This is a genomic window from Methylomonas rapida, assembly GCF_024360925.2.
GTDB lineage: Bacteria > Pseudomonadota > Gammaproteobacteria > Methylococcales > Methylomonadaceae > Methylomonas > Methylomonas rapida.
This window is the reverse complement of record NZ_CP113517.1, coordinates 1,572,531-1,593,093: the sequence shown is the minus strand read 5'-3', so window position 1 is coordinate 1,593,093 and position 20,563 is coordinate 1,572,531. Positions and strand designations below refer to the sequence as shown.

Genomic DNA, 20,563 nt, shown 5'->3' with positions numbered 1-20,563 from the left:
AATAAGCGCCATATACCACACTCCTATTATGTAATTTTAATTTTTCAAACGTCTGTGCAACTTTTTCGGGAAAAGCAGAAATGGCGGGCTCAATAGGATACCCAAGCAGGTTGCATGCCGATCGTATCCCATATCCGGCGTGACGGGCGCAACCGGATCGCTTGTCTAGCCGATATTCCCCCTCTGGCGACTTAGCCGCGACTCGTAATGGAGGAAGGCGTCGCGAACGATCGTGACCAATTCGTCGTCGTTCCAGGGCTTGGCGATGAATTTGTACAGTTCGCCAGTGTTGACGGCGTGGGTTACCGCCTTGAGATCGGTATAGCCGGACAACACGATGCGAACCGTGTCAGGGTACATGGTACGCACTTTGCCCAGAAATTCGGCACCCCCCATTGCCGGCATGCGGGAGTCGGCAATTACGACGCCAACATTGTGCAGGGCCATTTGCTCCAGCCCGGCCAAACCGGTTTCAGCGGTGAGAATGCGGCATCCTTCGCGCCGCAACAGCCGGCGTACGGAGGCCAGGATGTTGGGTTCGTCATCCACCACCAGCACGGTCCGCTCCGGCAGTTCGGCGCCAGGCGGCAAAACCAGCTGGCGCCGCTCGCGCAGCATCTGCTCGAATTCGGCGGCGGGCACGGGTTTACTGAAGTAAAAACCCTGAATATCGTCGCAGCCCCGTTTGCGCAGGAAGTTGAGCTGGGCCTCCGTTTCCACGCCTTCCGCAATCACCGACAGCTTCAGGCTGTGCGCCATCGAGATGATGGCCTGGGCGATCGAAGCACTGTTGGGGTCCTGCGTAATGTCACGCACAAAGGAGATGTCGATCTTCAGCCTATCGATAGCGAAGCGCTTGAGGTAGCTCAGAGAGGAAAAGCCAGTGCCGAAATCGTCTATGGCCAGACTGATGTGCAATCCTTTCAGACTGTCTGTGGCCTGCACGAATTCATCAGCATCGGACATCACGGCACTTTCGGTCAATTCCAGTTCCAATGTGTTGGGGTCAATGCGGGATTCCTGCAATATGGCTGCCACCCTTTCCACCAAGTTCTTGCTGGCAAACTGATGCGCCGACACATTCACTGACATGGTAACGATGGGAAGCCCGGCGTTTTGCCATGCCTTGTTCTGGAGGCAGGCGCTACGCAACACCCATTCGCCGACGGCCACGATCAGCCCCGTATCTTCGGCCAGCGGAATGAACTGACCTGGTGGTAACAGGCCTCGCCGCGGATGTCGCCAGCGCACCAGAGCCTCGCAGCCGATGATATCGCCGTTTCTCAGGCTCAGCTGGGGTTGATAATAAAGCACGAGTTCATCCCGCTCCAGAGCCCGGCGCAGGTCGTTGGTCATATCGAGACGATCCAGCGAGCTGGCGTTCATTTCCGCGGCATAAAAACGAAAGTTGCCGCCACCCGCCGCCTTGACCCTATACATGGCCGCGGTAGCGTTCTGCAGCAGGGTTTCGCCGTCGTCGCCATCTTTTGGAAACACGGCGATGCCGATGCTGGCGGAGAGGACAAATTCGTGTTCGTTGATCGATTGGGGCCGCAACAGGATTTCCAGCATCGTTTGGGCAAGCCGGGTTACCGGCTGCGCCGCCGATTCTCCATTGGACACCAATATGACAAACTCGTCGCTGGTCACGCGCGCCAGCGTGTCCACCGCTTGCGAGATTTCCTGCAGGCGGTTGGCTACCCATTGCAAGGCCTGGTCGCCAGCGGCGCGCCCGAGCGTGTCGTTGACCTCCTTGAATCGATCCAGATCGAGCACCAACACCGCCAGCGTGGAGTCATTCTGCCTGCCGCGCGCGATGGCATGCGCCAGTCGGTCACGTAACAGGTTACGGTTCGGCAGGCCGGTCAGTTCATCGTAGTTGGACTGCCGTTCCAGTTGCGCCATATAGGATTTACGCTCGGTGATGTCCATAAAGGTTACCACCGCGCCAAATAGTTTGCCCTCTCTGTGCATGGGCATGCAGGAAAGCTCTACCGGCAATGGGCTGCCATCCTTGCGCCATAGCAAACATTCCTTGTTCCGGATCGCCAGCCTGGCCATGAGAACCGTGTGCAAGGGACAATCCTCGGCAAGATAAGGGCTGCCGTCCGTCCTGGATCGATGAAGGCTGGTACAGGCCTCCCGCCCAACCAATTCGGCATTTTCGTATCCCAACATGGCGACGGCGGCCGGATTGATGAAGATGATTTTTCCATTTGCATCCATGCCGTAAATCCCTTCTCCGGCACTTGCCAGAATCAGCTCGTTATCGGCGGCACGGCGCGCTACTTCGGCTTCGAGACAAGCATTCTGATCCCTCAATCTGTCGCGTGCCTCCTTGAGTTCGAGCTGGATGCGCACCCTGGTCAAGACAATCGGCGGCCGCAAGGGCTTGGTCAGATAATCCGCCGCGCCGAGATCGAGGCCGCGCTGCTCGTCTTCGTCGGAATCCATCGCCGTAACGAAAATAACTGGAATGTCCTGTGTCTTCGGATTCTGTTTCAGGTGGGACAAAACCGTATAACCGTCCATCTCCGGCATCATTACGTCGAGCAGAATCAGGTCCGGGCTGGGATCGGCCAGGGCCAGCTCCAGAGCACGTCTACCGGAGTTGGCCGCCAGAACCTGATAGCTCGGCAGCAGCAATTCGCTGAGAATGGCCAGGTTCTCCGCCGTATCATCGACGATCAGAATGGTATTGCCGGTCTTATCCATTGCCTGGTTGAGGCGGTTGTGCATAATGATCAATTCTATTGATGGTAAGGAAAATCCGATAGGGATCGAATACGCGCGCGGCATAAGGTTTTTGCCGATGATACATGACAGGACTTCTTACGACGAAGAATAACTCGACGCCGAGCATGCGATGGCCCCACAAAAATCAGGACAGGGGGCGTTTCGAACGACCGTGTGAGCTTGCCACGGCTGGGGATATTCAGGTTTGGCGGAAATAAAATTTTTATCTGCAACCATAAATCGTCTTCGCGTGTCATGCTGACTTGGGGGTTTATGGGTCAGCTCATTGTGCCATAATTCGAATCGAGGCATCCATCGGCGGGCGGCTCCGACCAAACACCCTTGCGTATATGCGTCTTCCAACCTGGAACAACCAATATCTAGTGAACATCGTTAGCGCTTATCATCAACGCCGGCCTATCATGGAACCGCGAATGTCACGGCATTATTCAGCACTCGCCATGAATGTACCCTGGAGGCCGTCATTGAGCCCACGGAACGCAAAGTCTGTTACAGGCAAAAATCATTCCCCGCCACATTGTCAGCGTCAAAAATTTGTTGATATGACTATAGCGCGTGTTTCCACTTCTACAGTACCGACATGAACATTGCCGCCGTCGAAAAAACCAATCTGGAAACTGGACTGCGGCATGCGCTCGCGGCCAATCAATTTGTCCTGCACTACCAGCCACAACTCGATATAGAGCGGAACAAAACCGTCGGCGTCGAGGCGCTGGTGCGCTGGGCGCACCCAGAACTGGGCTTGCTGCAGCCCGCCCAGTTCATTCCATTGGCCGAGGACACGGGACTCATCGTTCCCATCGGCGAATGGGTGATCAAGACCGCATGCAGCCAAGTGCGCGCGTGGCAAGACGCCGGTCTGTCCTCGCTACGCCTTGCGGTCAACTTATCGGCGGCCCATTTCAGAGACCCTGGCTTTGTGGCCATCGTAAAGCGCATTCTTCTCGAAACACAGCTTGATCCCAGCTTTTTGCAACTGGAAGTGACTGAAAACCTGCTGATACAGGATACCGAGAGAACCATGACCACTCTCAAGGCACTGAAGGACATCGGCATTCAATTGGCGCTGGACGATTTTGGCACCGGCTACTCCTGCCTGGGGTACCTGAAACATCTGCCGGTCAATACGCTCAAGATCGACCGCTCGTTTGTGAACAATGTTACAACCCACCCTGAAGACGCGGCACTGGCCAAGGCCATCATCGCCATGGCGCAAAGCCTGCGCCTGCGCGTGTCCGTCGAAGGCGTGGAAACCGAAGGGCAACTGGCCTTTTTTGCCGATCAGCATTGTGAAGAAATCCAGGGCTACCATTTCAGCCGCCCGCTGCCGGAAGAAGAATGCGCGAAATTTCTGCAACAAAGCCGCCCGCCACGGGCATACGGCAGGATAGCCGCGGAACACACGATGCTGCTGGTGGACGATGAGGTGAACATCCTCAATGCTCTCAAACGCTTATTTCGCAAGGAAGGCTACCAGATTCTCACGGCGGATAACGGCCTGGCGGGGCTAGAATTACTCGCCACCCACCAGGTCGGCGTCATCATTTCAGACCAGCGCATGCCGGAAATGACCGGCGTCGAATTTCTGCGGCGGGTCAAGGAACTTTATCCCGAAACCCTACGCATCGTACTGTCCGGCTATGCCGATATTCAAACCATTACGGATGCCATCAACGAAGGCGCCATCTACAAATTTCTCGCCAAACCCTGGGAAGACGATCAATTGCGCGAACAGGTGCGTGAAGCCTTTCACCGCTATGAATTAAAGCAGGAAAACATCCGCCTCGAACACGAAGTCAATCGCGCCAACCGCGAACTGCAAAACATCAATCGTGATCTACAGCGCCGGGTCGCCGAAAATACCGAAGATCTTGGCCACAACATCACGGTATTACAGGTTTCGCAGGAAGTGCTCGAGAACTTGCCTATTGCGGTTATCGGCATTGATGAAGACGGCCTGATCGTCCTGGCCAACCGACAGGCGGAATCCCTGTTCGTTGGCGGCGACGGCGAGTCGCTACTGGGCTACGACATGCATGCCAGACTACCCGCGGCATTGACGGAGTGCCTAGGCAACACCACTGGCGTCACCTTTGGAACGGTACTGGCCGATGACCGTCATGTAAAGGTCATCTGGCGTCGCATGGGTGAAACCTGCAAATCCAGAGGTCACATATTAATGATTTCGCCGATCGATGGCGAATGATACATGGCTATTTGGCCACCGAGCCGGCATCAGGTCGTCAAGCCCCCTCGCCCTCCGGTGGCTTGTCGCAAACATCGAAATAATTCCTCCTCACCCGCCCTCCCGCGCGAAGAGTGGGTTCTTACGACGACCTCCAACATGAAGACGCGAATAAAATCGTCCAGATTGAGATAACAACAATGCAACCGAGCGAACATAAAACTCCCGCCAATATCAGCGAAGTGCTGGACCGGATTCAGAAGCTGCCTTCATTACCCGGCATCGTGATGGAAATCCTGGAAAGCATCAACAATGACGATGCCGACATTGCCCAGCTATCCATGAAGATTGCGAACGATCAAGCCATTGTGGCGAGAATACTGCGGGTAGCCAACTCGCCCTTTTACGGTTTGTCCGGAAAAATCGACTCGATTTCCAGAGCGATTTCCATACTGGGTTTCAACAGTTTGCGCGGCCTGGTGATGGCTGCCTCGATTATCAATGTGTTGCCGCATCAGGAAAAAAGTCTCGACTGGACCACATTCTGGCGACACAGTATCGCTACCGCGGTCTGCGCCAAGGTATTGGCAAAGCACGCAGGACTCAACCCGGAAACAGCCTTCACCGCCGGCCTGCTGCATGACATCGGCAAGCTTGCGATAGGGGTCTATTTCCCCCGGCTGTTTCAGCTCGATGACACTTGCACGATGGCATCGTTGCAGCGGGAACAGGCAGCGCTCGGCTTCGATCATGCGACGCTGGGCGGCGAGGTGGCAAAACGCTGGCATTTTCCAGTAGCGATACAGCAGGCGATCGGCTTGCATCATACCCATGCCGGAGTAATCCAGGAAAGAACCTTGGCTGACGTGGTGTATATCGCCAACTTGTTTGCCCATGCATTGGATGCCGGACACATCAAGCAAGACAAGGCGGAAACGCTGGCCATGGAAGCCTGGACCCGGCTCGAATTCAAAAGCGAAATGCTCGAGAACCTGGCCGGTGAAGCCCAGCAGCTATACGACAGCATCATTCCGCTGATAGCCTGAGCCCCTCCAGCAGCAGGTTAGCAAGGCATTGCTCGGGCGGCTCGAATCGACTTCCACTTATGGTTCCCATTCCCCGGGAACCTGCTCAGGGACGCGCTAGCGTCCCCCGAACCGCAGAGCGGTTCAGGCTGCATTCCCACACGGAGCGTGGGAACGATAAAAAGTTATTGCTCAAAAAGCCGACACCTTGCAGATACTAAATCACGTGACGTAACCCTCTGTTTTATTTGGTGTCTGTCGTGCTTTTCGTGGACTAATGATGTTTTCAGAATCAAATCGACTTGCACCAGTATCGTGCATTTGATGGGGCGGATTGATTCAATGAAGTGCATCGGAAATGGCTTGGCGGGCGGACACGCTCAAGCGAACCACGCCCAATTTACTCATAAACCTATGATTTAAATATTGAAATAAAATTCATTAGCTCCAAGATACGAGTTTGGCATTGCGATTGCTTGGGATATGTCAGAAATAACTTCCCTGTGTATCTCCTTTCCCAGAGAAGGCGGTCGTAATCCCCCTCTCCCCGCGGGTGTGGAGGGAGAAGGCACTGTTTTGACTCATCCAACAGAGGATGAGGACGCACAATGCGGAAGTTATTTTTGACTGAATTATTAGTATCAATCAGCACTCCATCGTAGGAGTCTGAATTTTCGCTCACGGGTGAGCAAATCGGACGAAGGCGTCTGTCGTGCATTGCTTTTGGCAATGACACGCGGACGCCTTTTTTATTTTCCGCCGTTTTTGTTTGGAACTAGTCATGAAAACCATCATTAGATCGAGCTCGAAGAAATTGTTATTGACGTTATCGGCTTCGCTAGCCGTTTGGGGTTTGACGATTGCGCCCGATGCCGGGGCAGTTGGCAAGCTGGAAAAGGAAGATTTGAAATTTGGATTTATCAAACTCACCGACATGGCGCCGCTGGCTGTGGCCGCCGAAAAAGGCTTCTTCGAGGACGAAGGTCTGTTCGTGCAACTGGAAGCGCAGGCCAACTGGAAGGTGGTGATGGATAGGGTCGTGAATGGCGAACTGGACGGCTCGCACATGCTGGCGCCGGCGCCATTGGCGGCCAGCGTTGGCTTCGGCACCAAGGCCGATATCGAGGTGCCGTTCAGCATGGGCTTCAACGGCAACGCGATTACGCTGTCCAATGAAATCTGGCATCAGATGAAGCCGAACATACCGCTGGAAGGCGGTAAACCGGTGCATCCGATCAAGGCAGATTATCTAAAACCGGTCGTCGAAAAATACAAAGCCGAAGGCAAGCCGTTCAACATGGCGATGACCTTCCCGGCCGGTTCTCACAACATCAAACTGCGTTACTGGCTGTCGGCTGGCGGCATCAATCCCGGCTACTATTCGCCGCCGCAGGACATTTCCGGCCAAATCGGCGCAGACGCCTTGTTGTCGGTGACGCCGCCACCGCAAATGCCGTCCACGCTGGAAGCCGGCACCATTTTCGGTTATTGCGTCGGCGAGCCGTGGAACCAGCAGGCCGTGTTCAAGGGCATAGGCGTGCCGGTGATCACCGATGAAGAACTCTGGAAGGACACGCCGGAAAAAGTCTTCGGCGTGACCAAACAATGGGCGGAGAAATACCCCAACACCTATCTGGCGGTGACCAAGGCGCTGATTCGGGCCGCGATCTGGCTGGACGCCGACAACAACAAGAACCGCAAGGAAGCCATCGAAATGCTGGCGCAAAAACAATACGTCGGCGCGGACGTCGAGGTATTGGCGGCCAGCATGAACGGCACCTTCGAATACGAAAAAGGCGATAAACGCGCGCTACCGGACTTCAACACCTTCTTCCGCCACGGCGCCAGCTATCCGTCCTACGCCAGCGCGGTCTGGTATCTGACCCAGCTAAGGCGCTGGGGCATGATCAATGAATTCAAACCGGACAACTGGTATCTGGAGACCGCCAAGAACGTCTACCGCCCGGACATCTATCTCGCCGCAGCCAAGGAACTGGTCGCAGAAGGCAAGGCCAAGGCCGAAGACTTCCCTGCCGATACCTCGATCAAGCCGTCGCAGAATTTCTTCATCGACAAAGTGCCGTTCGATGCCAACAAGCCCAACGATTACCTGGCGAAATTTGCCATCGGATTGAAAGGCAAGCAAACCGTGGCCGGCGGCAAGGTCGTGGATTAAACGAACTCTGGTGGGTGCTCTTACAGGATGTGGTTTGGTGCAGGGACGCATCTTTTTTAAAAAATGAATGCGCGTTGCGAGCTTAGATATATCCCCTATGCCGCGCCGAGCACCGGAGGGTTTGAACGGTTTAGCCCGTTAGGGGCGATGCAAGGATGCATCGCGTTTTACGCAGGGGCTGGGAAGCCCCTTCGGAAAACCCCGTTCAAAGCCTTCGGAGCGCAGGGGAGAAGCGGCATCGGGGTGTCGTTTCTTTTGGGTACTTTTCTTTGGACAAGCAAAGAAAAGTATCGCGGTCGCCGGTCCGCGAACCGGCATTTGAATTGACGTCGCGATAGCGACACTACCAAAGACAGTAAGTAGTACGCATCGCCTACCCTACGACTCGAGAGGAATACGTTATGAGCAGTAAATTGATCAAATTCTTCACCATCACAGGTTTAACCTGGTTCGTGCCGCTGGTCAGAATCGCCGCCGGCGAGAACCCGACGCAACAAATGCGGCAGCTGTTTCTGGTCATGGGTGTGCCTATCATTGCCTTTGTATTGTTTTTGGGGTTGTGGAGTGTATCGGCATCCGGCGTCAGCACTAGCCTGGGCGCTATTCCGGGGCCGGTGGCGGTCTGGGACGAAGTCGGCGGTTTGATAGCCGAGCATGCCGCCGAACAAACCAAGAAAGCCGAGTTCTACCAACGCCAGGCGCAACGCAACAAGGAGAAATTGGCCGAAGACCCCAAGGCCGAGATCAAAATCCGCCCCTATACCGGCAAACCGACCTATCTGGACAAAATCCTGACCAGTTTGCGCACCGTGTTTGCCGGCTTCGTCATTGCCACGCTGATCGCTGTGCCTGTCGGCATTCTCTGCGGCATGAGCCCCGTGATCAACACCGCCTGCAACCCGCTGATCCAGATCTTCAAACCCGTATCGCCGCTGGCCTGGCTGCCGATCGTGACCTTGGTGGTCAGTGCGGTTTACGTGACCAGCGAGGATTCCTGGTTCGAGAAATCCTTCATCACCTCGGCGATCACGGTCACCTTGTGCTCGCTGTGGCCGACCCTGATCAATACCGCCGTCGGCGTGTCGTCGATAGACCGTGATTTGGTCAACGTGGGCAAGGTGTTGCGATTGGATTGGGCGACGCAGATCAAACGCATCATTCTGCCGTCGGCGCTGCCGTTCATTTTCACCGGCATGCGGCTGTCGCTGGGCGTGGGCTGGATGGTGCTGATTGCCGCCGAGATGCTGGCGCAGAATCCGGGTTTGGGCAAGTTCGTCTGGGACGAGTTTCAAAACGGTAGCTCCAATTCGTTGAGCCGGATCATGGTGGCGGTGTTCACGATCGGCCTGATCGGCTTCGTGCTGGACCGCATCATGCAATCCCTGCAAACCCTGTTCTCGTTTCAAAAAGTTTAAGGACACCGCCATGAACGCCGCCGCCAAGATCGTTGAATTATCCCTGCAAAAATCATCGACCCCGTTACCCGCCAACGATGCTGCAAAACCGCTGCTGGAACTGAAAAACGTTTGTAAATCCTACGGCGAGGGCAATAGTTTTACCTCGATCCTGAAGGACATCAACCTGGACATCGAGGCAGGTGAATTCATCGCCATCGTCGGCTTTTCCGGTAGCGGCAAAACCACGCTGGTATCTTTGATCGCCGGCTTGATCGATGCCGACAGCGGCGAACTGTTGAAAAACGGCCAATCGATCACAGAACCCGGTCCAGACCGAGGGGTGGTGTTCCAGAATTATTCCCTGATGCCCTGGTTGACCGTTTACGAAAATGTCGCGTTGGCGGTGGATGCGATCTTCAAGGACTGGACGCCGCAACAGCGCCGCGCTCACACCGAGAAATACGTCAACATGGTGAATCTGGGCCGGGCCATGGACAAAAAGCCGGCCGAATTGTCCGGCGGCATGCGTCAGCGCGTCAACGTCGCCAGGGCGCTGGCCGCCAATCCCGACATCCTGCTGCTGGACGAACCGCTCAGTGCGCTGGATGCGTTGACGCGCGGCAACTTGCAGGACGAAATCCTGCAAATCTGGGAGCAGGACAAGAAGACGGTGATTCTGATCACCAACGACGTCGACGAAGCGATCTACATGGCAGACCGCGTGATTCCGCTAAAGCCGGGTCCGGACGCGACTTTCGGTCCGGATTTCGTCATCGATTTGCAGCGGCCACGGGATCGCACTGCATTGAACCACGATCCCAAATTCAAGCGCCTGCGCGCAGACATCACCCGTTATCTGATGGACATCGGCATGCAAAAGTCTCAGGCCGAAGCCGGTGACAAGGTCAAACTGCCCGATGTGCGGCCCAACACCAGCAACGACTGGAAGCTGGATACCTCGGCGTTGAAACCGCGCCAAAGCGACTTGGGAAAGGCGCGTTACCTGGAATTCGCCAAACTGTCGAAAATCTACCCGACCCCGGACGGCAACGGCGCCGTCAAGGTGGTGGACGGCTTTGATTTAAAAATGAAGAAGGGCGAATTCATTTCCATCATCGGCCATTCCGGCTGCGGCAAATCCACGGTATTGTCGATGACCGCCGGGCTGAATGACATCTCCGAGGGCGGCATCATCCTGGATAACCGTGAAATCGACGGCGCCGGCCCGGATAGGGGCGTGGTGTTTCAGGCGCCCAGCTTGTTTCCGTGGTTGACCGCGTTCGACAACGTCATGCTCGGCGTCGATAAGGTCTATCCGCACGCCAGCCAGGACGAGCGCGACGACATCGTCGAATACTACCTAACCCGCGTCGGCCTGGTCGACTCCATGTTCAAGAAAGCCGCCGACCTGTCCAACGGCATGCGCCAGCGGGTCGGCATCGCCCGCGCCTTTGCCTTGTCGCCGAAACTGCTGCTGCTGGACGAACCCTTCGGCATGCTCGATTCCCTGACCCGTTGGGAATTGCAGGAAGTGTTGATGGAAGTCTGGGAACGCACCCATGTCACCGCGATCGTCGTCACCCATGACGTCGATGAAGCGATTCTGTTGGCCGATCGCGTGGTGATGATGACCAACGGACCGCACGCCAAAATCGGCAAGATTCAGGACATCGATCTGCCTCGGCCACGCAGCAGAAAAGCTTTATTGGAGCACCCGGATTATTACCGCTATCGGGAAAGCCTGCTGACATTTTTGTCCGAGTGCGAGCACACGCATTAGCAAGGTAGGGCATGCGGCGCATGCCTTAAAAATTCAAGCGGGTACGCGATGCGTACCCTACACAAATATTGGGGGCATTATGTCGAAAACGAACCGAATCCTTCCCGCCGGCTTTCTGGCAATGACGACAGCCGGCTGTCCCGTCCAGGCCGACATGACCAAGGACATCGAGGACGCGCTGAACTTTTACCACTACGGTAACAACGGCGCGGTGAAAATGGATTTGAACTATCGCTGGGAAAACGTCGATCAGGATCAAGGTGCTGGTCAGCCGCACACCGCCAATGCCAATACTGCGCGGCTAAGGCTGGGCTTGTTGTCGCCGACGTTTTACGACTTGCAGGCTTATGCCGAATACGAAGGCAACTATGCCATGCAGGAAGATTACAACAGCACCCGCAATGGCCGCACCGCGTATTCCATCGTCGCCGATCCGGATCTTAGTGAGTTGAACCAAGCCTGGCTCAGTTACAAAGGCATACAGGACACCTTGATCAAGGTCGGCCGGCAACGGATCAAATTCGACGACGACCGCTTCATCGGCAATGTCGGCTGGCGGCAAATGGAATCGACCTACGATTCGATTCTGATAACCCACAACAACCAGACCTTGTTTGGTTTGACCGTCAACGCGGGTTATCTCGACAGTACGCGGACGATGTTTTCGACCAAGGAAAAGCTGAATGCGCCTATCTTGAACGTTAATTACAAGGCTGGGGACTGGGGCAACCTGGTCGGTTACGGTTATTGGCTGGACTACCGCGAGCCGGAAAATTTTTATAAGTCCTCGCAAACTTACGGCCTGCGTTTCGACGGCAAATCGCCGCAGTTTTTCGACACCGTCAGCGCCGTTTACACCGCCGAATGGGGCAAGCAATCGGATTACGCCGATAACCCCAACCATTACCAGGCCGACCGCATCAACCTGATGGCGGGGCTGAGCGCCTATAACCTGACCGTGTCCGGCGCGGTGGAACAGCTCAACGGTTATGGCCGCAACAAGACCTTCAACACGCCGCTCGGCACCAACCATGCCTTCCAGGGCTGGGCCGATTTGTTCATCAATCCGTTGAACAACAATACCTTGGGCCACGGCATCCGCGACGTGTTCGCCACCACCAGTTACAAGCTGATGAACGACAGCTTGATCGTCACCGGCGTCTATCACGACTTTTCCGACGATACCGGTTCCATGCAATACGGCAAGGAATGGGATTTTTCGCTGTTGAAGAAGTTTGGCAAGCATTACTCGCTGCTGGCGAAATACGCCAATTACAACGCCGATGGTTTTGGCACCGATACGCAAAAGATTTGGCTACAGGCGAATGTGAGTTTTTAGCCATATCGAAATATTTTTAATCAAAGCCTAGACCCGCAGAGGTAACAGACGATGAAACAGAAACTCGTGGTCATCGGCAATGGCATGGCCGGCATGCGTACCGTTGACGAATTGCTTCAATGTGCGCCGGAAAAATATCACATCACCGTGTTCGGCGCCGAGCCGCACGGCAATTACAACCGCATCATGCTGACGCCGGTATTGTTCGGCGCCAAAAGTGTGTCAGACATCATGATCCATGATTTCGACTGGTATCGGCGTAATCGCATCACCTTGCATTGCGGCGCCGCTAAAGCCGTCGTCGCTGTGGACAGGGCCAAACGCTTGGTCATCGCCAGGGACGGCACCACGGCAGAATACGACCGTCTGTTGATTGCCACCGGCTCGTTACCGCTGATGCTGGATATTCCGGGACGTGATTTGGCCGGGGTGATGGGTTTTCGCGACATTGCCGACGTGGAGACCATGATAGAAACCGCCAAGACCAAGCAGCATGCCGTGATCCTGGGCGGTGGTTTGTTGGGCCTGGAAGCCGCTAACGGTTTGAGCCATCGCGGTATGGAGGTCACCGTGGTCAATCGCGCCGGGCATTTGTTGAACCGTCAACTGGACCAACAAGCAGCCAGTTTCTTGCAACGGCAATTGGAAAACAAGGGCATCAGCTTTCGGCTCGGCGCGACGATTGCCGAAATCATCGGCCGTGACCAGCACATCCAGAAAGTCAGACTCAGCGACAACAGTCTGTTGCCAGCCGATATGCTGGTGATGGCCACCGGCATTCAACCGAACATCGCGCTGGCTCAGACGATGGGCCTGACCTGCGAACGCGGCATCGTGGTGAATGATGTGCTGCAAACCAGCGATCCACACATTTATGCGGTTGGCGAATGTGTGCAGCATCGCGGCGAAGTCTTTGGCCTGGTGGCGCCGGTCTACGAACAGGCCAAGGTCTGCGCCCGGCATCTGGCCGGCGAATCGAATGTTGCCTACCAAGCCTTGCTGGCGGCGACCATGCTGAAAGTCACCGGCATCGATCTGTTTTCGGTCGGTGATTTCGACGGCGACGCCGAATGCCAGCAGCAAGTGCTGATCGATCATGCTTTAGGGATATATCGCAAAATCGTCTTAAAAAACGATGTCATCGTCGGCATGATTCTTTATGGTGATACCAGCGACAGCGCCTGGTATCTGAACTTGATCAAGAATCGAACCAATATCGCCGCGTTCCGCGACAGCCTGATTTTCAATCAGCCGGCGCTGGCGGCCTGAGGGGCGCGTATGTCTAAAACTGCCATCAAGACGACTTGCCCTTATTGCGGCGTCGGCTGCGGTATCGAAGCCAGGGTACTCGATGCCGAAAACCATGTCGTCAATATTGCCGGCGATCCACAGCATCCGTCCAATTTCGGCCGACTGTGCTCCAAGGGCGCGGCGCTGGGTGATACCGTCGGTCTGGAAGGCCGCCTTTTATACCCGGAAATCGATGGCCGGCGCGTGGATTGGCCCACGGCGCTGGACCGGATCGCGGCTAAATTCAATGCGATCATTGCCGAGCACGGCCCGGACGCGGTGGCGTTTTATGTGTCCGGACAGTTGTTGACCGAGGATTATTATGTCGCCAACAAATTAATGAAGGGCTTCATCGGGTCGGCGAATATCGATACCAATTCCAGGCTGTGCATGTCGTCGGCGGTAGTCGGTTACAAGCGTGCGTTCGGCGCCGATGCGGTGCCCTGTAATTTCGAGGATCTGGAACGGGCAGACTTGATCGTGCTGGTCGGTTCCAACGCGGCCTGGTGCCATCCGATTGCGTTTCAGCGCATGCGTCAGGCCAAGATAGACAATCCGGCGCTGAAAATCGTACTAATAGACCCGCGTCAAACCAGCAGCTGCGATATCGCCGATCGGCATCTGGCCATCAAGCCCGGCATGGACGGCTTGTTGTTCAATGGCTTGCTGGTTTATCTGGCCGACACCGGCGCGTTGGATCAGGATTACATCGAACGACACTGTGAAGGTTTTGCCGAGGCCTTGGCGACGGCGCGAGCGAGCGCCGCCGATTTTACCGTTCTGGCCAACCGTTGCGGCGTGGCGGCGCACGATCTGGCGCAACTGTTTGCCTGGTTTGCCGGTTTGGACAAGGTCGTGACCGTTTATTCGCAAGGCATCAACCAATCCAGTTCCGGCTCGGATAAATGCAACGCCATCATCAATTGCCATCTGGCCAGCGGCAAAATCGGCAAACCGGGCTGCGGGCCGTTCTCGTTTACCGGCCAGCCCAACGCGATGGGCGGGCGCGAGGTCGGTGGGCTGGCGAACATGCTGGCCGCGCACATGGATTTGGAAAATCCAGCGCATGTCGATAGAGTCGCGCGGTTTTGGCAAACCGACAGCGTCGCCCGCAAACCAGGCCTGAAAGCGGTAGAAATTTTCGACGCCATCGCTGACGGCCGCATCAAGGCCTTATGGATCATGGCGACCAACCCCGTGGTATCGATGCCGGATGCCGCCAAGGTAATCGAAGCACTTAAGCAATGCGAATTTTTGCTGGTATCGGATTGCATCGCCAACACCGACACCGTGGAGCTGGCGCATGTCAAACTGCCGGCCACCGGCTGGAGCGAAAAGGACGGCACCGTCACCAATCTGGAACGTCGCATCTCGCGGCAGCGGCCATTATTCCAGCCTTCGGGCGAGGCGAAACCGGATTGGTGGATCGTCAGCCAGGTTGCTAAGCGCATGGGGTTTGCCGGCTTCGATTATCGAAACAGCGCCGAAATCTTCAAGGAACACGCGGCCTTGTCCGGTTTTGAAAATGATGCAGCGCAGGGGGGCAGGGATTTTGATATTTCAGGCCTGGCAACGCTGGATCAGGCCCAGTTTGACGCCTTAGTGCCGATACAATGGCCTGTCACAAGCAAGACTCAAGGCGGAACGGCGCGCCTGTTCGAAGACGGTCGTTTTTTTACCGACACCGGCAAGGCCAGATTCATTGCACTCGAGCCGCGCGCGCCAATGCACGCCCCCACACCGGATTATCCGCTGGTCTTGAATACCGGCCGCATCCGCGATCAATGGCACACGATGACCCGCACCGCGCTGTCCGCGAAGCTCAATCAACACAAGCCGGAACCGTTCGTGGAGATTCATCCGCAGGATGCGTTGCGTTGGGGGCTCAAAGCAAACGCCCTGGCCCGGATCGAAAGCCGTTGGGGCGGCATGTTGGCGCGGGTCGACGTCAGCGAGGCTCAGCAACCCGGCAGCGTGTTCGTGCCCATGCACTGGACCGCCCAGCTCAGCAGTCATGGCCGAGTCGGCGCCGTGGTCAACCCTGTCGTGGACCCTTTGTCCGGGCAACCGGAAAGCAAGCAAACCCCGGTGCGCATCGCGGCTTGGGCACCTTGCTGGCAAGCGATGGTATTGACGAAAATGCCATTGGACATCGACGATTGCGAATACCACGTCAAAATAAGGGGCCATGGCTTTTGGCGCTATCATTTGGCGGATCAATCCCAGCGGCCAGACTTGCCGGCGTGGGGCCGCGGCATTGTCGGCAGGGGGTCGGTCAAACCCAACGATTGCGTGGAATATCTCGACCTGGCCGCCGGCGATTACCGCTTTGCCGAGATGCGGGATCAAACCCTTCATGCCTGCATGTTCATTACTCATAATGGGGAGTTGCCGGACCCTGGCTGGCTGGCCAGCCTATTCGGCAAACCGAGATTGACCCGCAAGGAACGCTTCAACCTGCTCAGCGGCGTGCCGCCTCAAGGGGAAATCGATAGCGGCAAAACGATCTGCTCCTGCTTCAACGTCGGCGAAAAAACCATCGTGCAAGCCATTCAAACCCGACATTTGAACTGTGTAACAGATATAGGCAACTGCCTGCATGCGGGAACGGGTTGTGGTTCGTGTTTACCGGAATTAAAAAGCATTTTGGCCCACGCCAAAACGATCGATCCTGCCTCGCTGCCCATTCAGCCAACTCAAATCCCGCCGGCATCGGAGGGGAAGGAGGAAGCCTTTTTTTCAGGTCAATAAACAGCCGCATGGGCTGACGCGTTGGCATCCAACGCAAAACAACGCCTTCGCCTTGAGGCCATTGTAAAAGTCAATCTACGCTTCGCTCTCCCGCCGGGAGAAAGTTAGGATGAGGAATATAAATCGGTCGTTTACATTATTAATCTCCCCTCTCCCGCGAGGAGAGGGGAATTTTACGACCTCGTTTGGGAACGGAAAGGGCGGCTATGCGTGGTCCAATCCTCAGCGAATCTTTAACTTCAACAGATGCACGCGGCGATTGTCCGCGCGCAGCACTTCGAAACAGAAATCATCCAGTTCGACTTTCTCGCCTTTTTTCGGGAAATGCTCCAGACGCTGCAAGATCAGGCCGCCTACCGTATCGCAGTCGGTGTCTTCCAGATCGGCGGAGAAATAGTCGTTGAATTCGCTGATGGGCGTCAACGCATTGACGATGAACTCGCGTTCGCTGCGCTGGGAAATGTATTCCTTGTTTTCGTCATCGTCGTGCTCGTCTTCTATTTTACCGACGATTTGCTCTAACACGTCTTCAATGGTGACCAATCCCGCAGCATTGCCGTATTCGTCCACGACGATGGCCATGTGATTGCGCTCGGTGCGAAATTCCTTCAACAGCACGTTCAAGCGTTTGCTTTCCGGCACCACGCTGGCGGGGCGCATGACGGCTTCCACTTTGATGGTTTTATCGCGCAGGGCGTGAGCCAGCAAGTCCTTGGCCAGCAGAATGCCGACAACCTTGCTTTTGTCTTCTTCGATGACGGGAAAGCGGGAATGGGCGAATTCGATCACCAGCGGAAAAATGGTTTCCAGCTCGGCGTCCCTGGGCACGACCACCATTTGCGAACGGGGTATCATGATGTCTCTGACGCGCAGCTCCGAGACTTGCATGACGCCTTCTATCATCCTTAACGAATCGGCATCCAGCAAATGCTTTTCTTCCGATTCTCTGAGAATCTCCAGTAAATCTTCCTGGTCTTGCGGCTCCCCGGTCAGAAAATGGCTGATGCGTTCCAGCAAACTTCTCTGATGGGGCTGACTACTCGGGGGGTTACCGTCGCTCATTGCGTACTCTCTTCCTGGTATGGGTTGGTTATATTTAACATATTCAGCAGCTTGATTTCCAGTGCTTCCATTTCCTCGGCCTCGCTTTCTTCGATATGGTCGTAACCGAGTAAATGCAGGACACCATGTATCGTGATATGCGCCCAATGATGTTCGGGCAATTTGCGTTGTTGCTCGGCTTCTTTATCAATCAGCGGCACACAAATCACCAAATCGCCGAGCAAATCCATTTCGATGCCCTCGGGCGCTTCGAACGGAAAACTCAAGATATTGGTCGGGCCTGACTTATGCCGGTATTGCTGATTCAGGGCAGCGCTTTCTTCGTCATCGACCAGGCGGATCACGATTTCGCTGTCTTGCGCCGGATCGCGCAACACCGTGTCCACCCAGCACTGAAACTGCTGCTCGGTGGGGTAATCGCTACTTTGGGTGGCGATTTGAATATCCAGATAATTCATACGCGGCTAGGATTGCGCCTGTTCATAGCGGTCATAGGCGGCGACGATGCGCTGCACCAAGGGATGCCTGACCACATCACGCACGCCAAAAAAGGTAAAACTGATGCCTTCGACGTCTTTCAGCACTTTCAAGACATGGATCAAGCCGGACATTTTTTCGTTGGGCAAGTCAATCTGGGTGACGTCGCCGGTGATTACCGCCGTCGAACCAAAGCCGACCCGGGTCAGAAACATCTTGATTTGTTCGGTGGTGGTGTTTTGCGCTTCGTCGAGGATAATGAAGGAATCGTTCAGGGTGCGGCCACGCATGAACGCCAACGGCGCCACTTCGATGACGTTTTTTTCCAGGAATTTCTCGACCCGCTCGAAGCCCAGCATGTCGTAAAGGGCATCGTATAAGGGCCGCAAGTAAGGATCGACCTTCTGCGCCATGTCACCCGGCAGGAAGCCCAGCTTCTCGCCCGCTTCCACCGCCGGCCGCACCAGAATGATGCGTCTGACGCGTTCGGTTTGCAGCGCTTCCACCGCGCAGGCCACCGCCAGATAAGTCTTGCCGGTGCCGGCGGGGCCGACGCCGAAATTGATGTCGTGCGTCAGAATCTTGCGCAGATAGTCCTGCTGATTCGGTCCCCTGCCCTTGATCACGCCGCGCTTGGTCTTGATCGCCACCGGCTCCAGTCTGACCGTCGCCTCCGGCTGCAGCAACTGATCGACGCTGGCGTCCTGCAAGCTCAAATGTACCTGCTCCGGGGTGATTTCTTCCTGTCCCGCCATTTCGAACAGTTTCTGCATCACCGCACACGCGGCTTTGACTGCGGCATCGACCCCAGTGACCTTGAAATGATTGCTACGGTTGGCGATATCGACCTGCAGGCGCTGCTCGATTTGGCGCAAATGCGCATCGAGCTGACCACAAAAATTCGACAAACGCTGATTATCAGCAGGTAACAGGGTGATTTCTTGGGAAAACTCGGCGACTGTCAACTGGCGGCCTTTTGCAAAATTTTATCGATGGACGATTCCACCACGCGGCCGCGCAGCGAGTTCGGCAGCGCCTCGGTGATCAACACGTCGACGAATTGCCCGATCAGGCGCGGATGCGCGGCGAAATTGACCACACGGTTGTTTTCGGTGCGCCCGGTCAGATGTAATGGGTTTTTCTTGGATTTGCCTTCGACCAACACGCTTTGCACCGAACCGACCATGGACTCCGAAATGGCCATGAACATCTCATTCAAACGCTGCTTCAAACGCTGCAGACGCTGTTCCTTGACGTCCATGCTGACATCGTCCGGAAAATTGGCCGCCGGCGTGCCGGGACGCGGACTGAAAATAAAGCTGTAGGAAAAGTCGTAACCCACTTCCTCGATCAAGGCCATGGTATCCTCGAAATCCTGCTCGGTTTCGCCCGGAAAGCCGATGATGAAATCGGACGACAAGGAAATACCGGGACGCACGGCCTTGATCTTGCGCATGATTTCCAGATAATCCTCGCGCTGGTGGCCGCGTTTCATTTCGGCCAGGATGCGGTTGCTGCCGCTTTGTACCGGCAAGTGCAGATGATTGACCAACTGCGGGATTTCGGCGAAAGCCTCGATGATGTCGTCGGTGAATTCCAGGGGATGCGAAGTCGTGAAACGTATCCTGTCTATGCCGTCGACGGCCGCGACATAATGCAACAACAAGGCAAAACTGGCGATGTCGCCGTCTTCCATTTCACCGCGATAGGCATTGACGTTCTGACCCAATAAATTGATCTCGCGCACGCCTTGCGCCGCCAGGGTTTCGATTTCGGCGATCACGTCTTTCAGCGGCCGGCTGACTTCCTCGCCGCGGGTATAAGGCACGACGCAATAGGTGCAGTATTTGCTGCAACCTTCCATCACCGAGACGAAGGCTTTCGGGCCTACGGCGCGCGGCTCCGGCAGGTTGTCGAATTTCTCGATTTCCGGGAACGAGATGTCGACGACATGCTTGTCGCCGCTACGGGCCTTGTTCAGCAATTCCGGCAAGCGGTGCAGGGTTTGCGGACCGAATACGATGTCGACATAAGGCGCACGTTTTTGTATCGCATCACCTTCCTGGCTGGCGACGCAGCCGCCAACACCGATGATCACATCGGGGCGCTTGTCCTTGATTTTTTTCCAGCGTCCGACCGCCGAAAAGACTTTTTCCTGGGCCTTTTCCCGGATCGAGCAGGTATTCAGCAGCAACACATCCGCTTGTTCCGGGATGTCGGTCAATTCCATGCCATGCGAGGCCATCAGCACGTCCCGCATCTTGTCGGAATCGTACTCGTTCATCTGACAGCCGTTAGTCTGTATGTAAAGTTTTTGCGCCATG

At 55.7% G+C, this 20,563-nt stretch carries 13 protein-coding genes; 8 read left to right on the top strand and 5 right to left on the bottom strand.

All coding sequences use genetic code 11. The features are described 5' to 3' along the window. Positions 1-165: 165 nt before the first annotated feature. Positions 166-2,739 carry an EAL domain-containing protein gene (locus tag NM686_RS07565; protein ID WP_255187265.1) on the bottom strand — a complete coding sequence of 858 codons (2,574 nt, stop codon included), beginning with the start codon at positions 2,737-2,739 and terminating at the stop codon, positions 166-168. Between the two features lie 598 nt (positions 2,740-3,337). Here NM686_RS07565 and NM686_RS07560 point away from each other — a divergent pair. The 8 genes from NM686_RS07560 to NM686_RS07525 all read left to right on the top strand — a co-directional run bounded on the left by NM686_RS07560 (position 3,338) and on the right by NM686_RS07525 (position 16,700). Continuing rightward, the gene (locus tag NM686_RS07560) at positions 3,338-4,963 is read left to right on the top strand and encodes an EAL domain-containing protein (RefSeq protein ID WP_255187264.1); all 1,626 of its coding nucleotides are present in this window, start codon (positions 3,338-3,340) and stop codon (positions 4,961-4,963) included. Positions 4,964-5,142: 179 nt separating this feature from the next. Next, a complete protein-coding gene (locus NM686_RS07555) occupies positions 5,143-5,988 on the top strand; it encodes an HDOD domain-containing protein (RefSeq protein ID WP_255187263.1) in 846 nt (281 codons plus the stop codon). Between the two features lie 760 nt (positions 5,989-6,748). Continuing rightward, positions 6,749-8,143 (top strand): CmpA/NrtA family ABC transporter substrate-binding protein, encoded by a 1,395-nt coding sequence (locus tag NM686_RS07550; RefSeq protein WP_255187262.1) that lies wholly within the window; start codon positions 6,749-6,751, stop codon positions 8,141-8,143. Between the two features lie 401 nt (positions 8,144-8,544). After that, positions 8,545-9,558, top strand: a complete 1,014-nt coding sequence (locus tag NM686_RS07545; RefSeq protein ID WP_255187261.1) for an ABC transporter permease — start codon at positions 8,545-8,547, stop codon at positions 9,556-9,558. 10 nt (positions 9,559-9,568) lie between these two features. After that, positions 9,569-11,320, top strand: a complete 1,752-nt coding sequence (locus tag NM686_RS07540) for an ABC transporter ATP-binding protein (protein WP_255187260.1) — start codon at positions 9,569-9,571, stop codon at positions 11,318-11,320. Between the two features lie 79 nt (positions 11,321-11,399). After that, complete coding sequence (locus NM686_RS07535; RefSeq protein ID WP_255187259.1) at positions 11,400-12,659, top strand: alginate export family protein; 1,260 nt, start codon at positions 11,400-11,402, stop codon at positions 12,657-12,659. Between the two features lie 51 nt (positions 12,660-12,710). After that, positions 12,711-13,928 (top strand): NAD(P)/FAD-dependent oxidoreductase, encoded by a 1,218-nt coding sequence (locus tag NM686_RS07530; RefSeq protein WP_255187258.1) that lies wholly within the window; start codon positions 12,711-12,713, stop codon positions 13,926-13,928. Positions 13,929-13,937: 9 nt separating this feature from the next. Next, positions 13,938-16,700 (top strand): nitrate reductase, encoded by a 2,763-nt coding sequence (locus tag NM686_RS07525; protein WP_255187257.1) that lies wholly within the window; start codon positions 13,938-13,940, stop codon positions 16,698-16,700. 222 nt (positions 16,701-16,922) lie between these two features. Here the strand turns inward: NM686_RS07525 and NM686_RS07520 are convergent, their stop codons facing one another. The 4 genes from NM686_RS07520 to miaB are packed head-to-tail and all read right to left on the bottom strand — an operon-like array spanning position 16,923 to position 20,562. Further along, positions 16,923-17,762 (bottom strand): HlyC/CorC family transporter, encoded by an 840-nt coding sequence (locus NM686_RS07520; protein ID WP_255187256.1) that lies wholly within the window; start codon positions 17,760-17,762, stop codon positions 16,923-16,925. Next, entirely contained in the window at positions 17,759-18,220 is a 462-nt protein-coding gene (ybeY, locus tag NM686_RS07515; RefSeq protein WP_255187255.1) for an rRNA maturation RNase YbeY, read from the bottom strand. Before ybeY ends, NM686_RS07520 begins: the two co-directional genes overlap by 4 nt. Positions 18,221-18,226: 6 nt before the next feature. Continuing rightward, positions 18,227-19,204: a PhoH family protein gene (locus NM686_RS07510; RefSeq protein WP_255187254.1), complete on the bottom strand. Its 978-nt coding sequence runs from the start codon at positions 19,202-19,204 to the stop codon at positions 18,227-18,229. Beyond that, positions 19,201-20,562, bottom strand: coding sequence for a tRNA (N6-isopentenyl adenosine(37)-C2)-methylthiotransferase MiaB (miaB, locus tag NM686_RS07505; protein WP_255187253.1), 1,362 nt, complete (start codon positions 20,560-20,562; stop codon positions 19,201-19,203). Before miaB ends, NM686_RS07510 begins: the two co-directional genes overlap by 4 nt. Between the last annotated feature and the right edge of the window lies 1 nt (position 20,563).

Excerpts from the sequence above, each read along its gene's own strand:
- NM686_RS07520 (WP_255187256.1), bottom strand. The coding sequence starts at position 17,762 with ATGAGCGACGGTAACCCCCCGAGTAGTCAGCCCCATCAGAGAAGTTTG.
- NM686_RS07535 (WP_255187259.1), top strand. The coding sequence starts at position 11,400 with ATGTCGAAAACGAACCGAATCCTTCCCGCCGGCTTTCTGGCAATGACG.
- ybeY (WP_255187255.1), bottom strand. The coding sequence starts at position 18,220 with ATGAATTATCTGGATATTCAAATCGCCACCCAAAGTAGCGATTACCCC.
- NM686_RS07530 (WP_255187258.1), top strand. The coding sequence starts at position 12,711 with ATGAAACAGAAACTCGTGGTCATCGGCAATGGCATGGCCGGCATGCGT.
- NM686_RS07545 (WP_255187261.1), top strand. The coding sequence starts at position 8,545 with ATGAGCAGTAAATTGATCAAATTCTTCACCATCACAGGTTTAACCTGG.
- NM686_RS07550 (WP_255187262.1), top strand. The coding sequence starts at position 6,749 with ATGAAAACCATCATTAGATCGAGCTCGAAGAAATTGTTATTGACGTTA.
- NM686_RS07555 (WP_255187263.1), top strand. The coding sequence starts at position 5,143 with ATGCAACCGAGCGAACATAAAACTCCCGCCAATATCAGCGAAGTGCTG.
- NM686_RS07540 (WP_255187260.1), top strand. The coding sequence starts at position 9,569 with ATGAACGCCGCCGCCAAGATCGTTGAATTATCCCTGCAAAAATCATCG.
- miaB (WP_255187253.1), bottom strand. The coding sequence starts at position 20,562 with ATGGCGCAAAAACTTTACATACAGACTAACGGCTGTCAGATGAACGAG.
- NM686_RS07525 (WP_255187257.1), top strand. The coding sequence starts at position 13,938 with ATGTCTAAAACTGCCATCAAGACGACTTGCCCTTATTGCGGCGTCGGC.
- NM686_RS07560 (WP_255187264.1), top strand. The coding sequence starts at position 3,338 with ATGAACATTGCCGCCGTCGAAAAAACCAATCTGGAAACTGGACTGCGG.
- NM686_RS07565 (WP_255187265.1), bottom strand. The coding sequence starts at position 2,739 with ATGCACAACCGCCTCAACCAGGCAATGGATAAGACCGGCAATACCATT.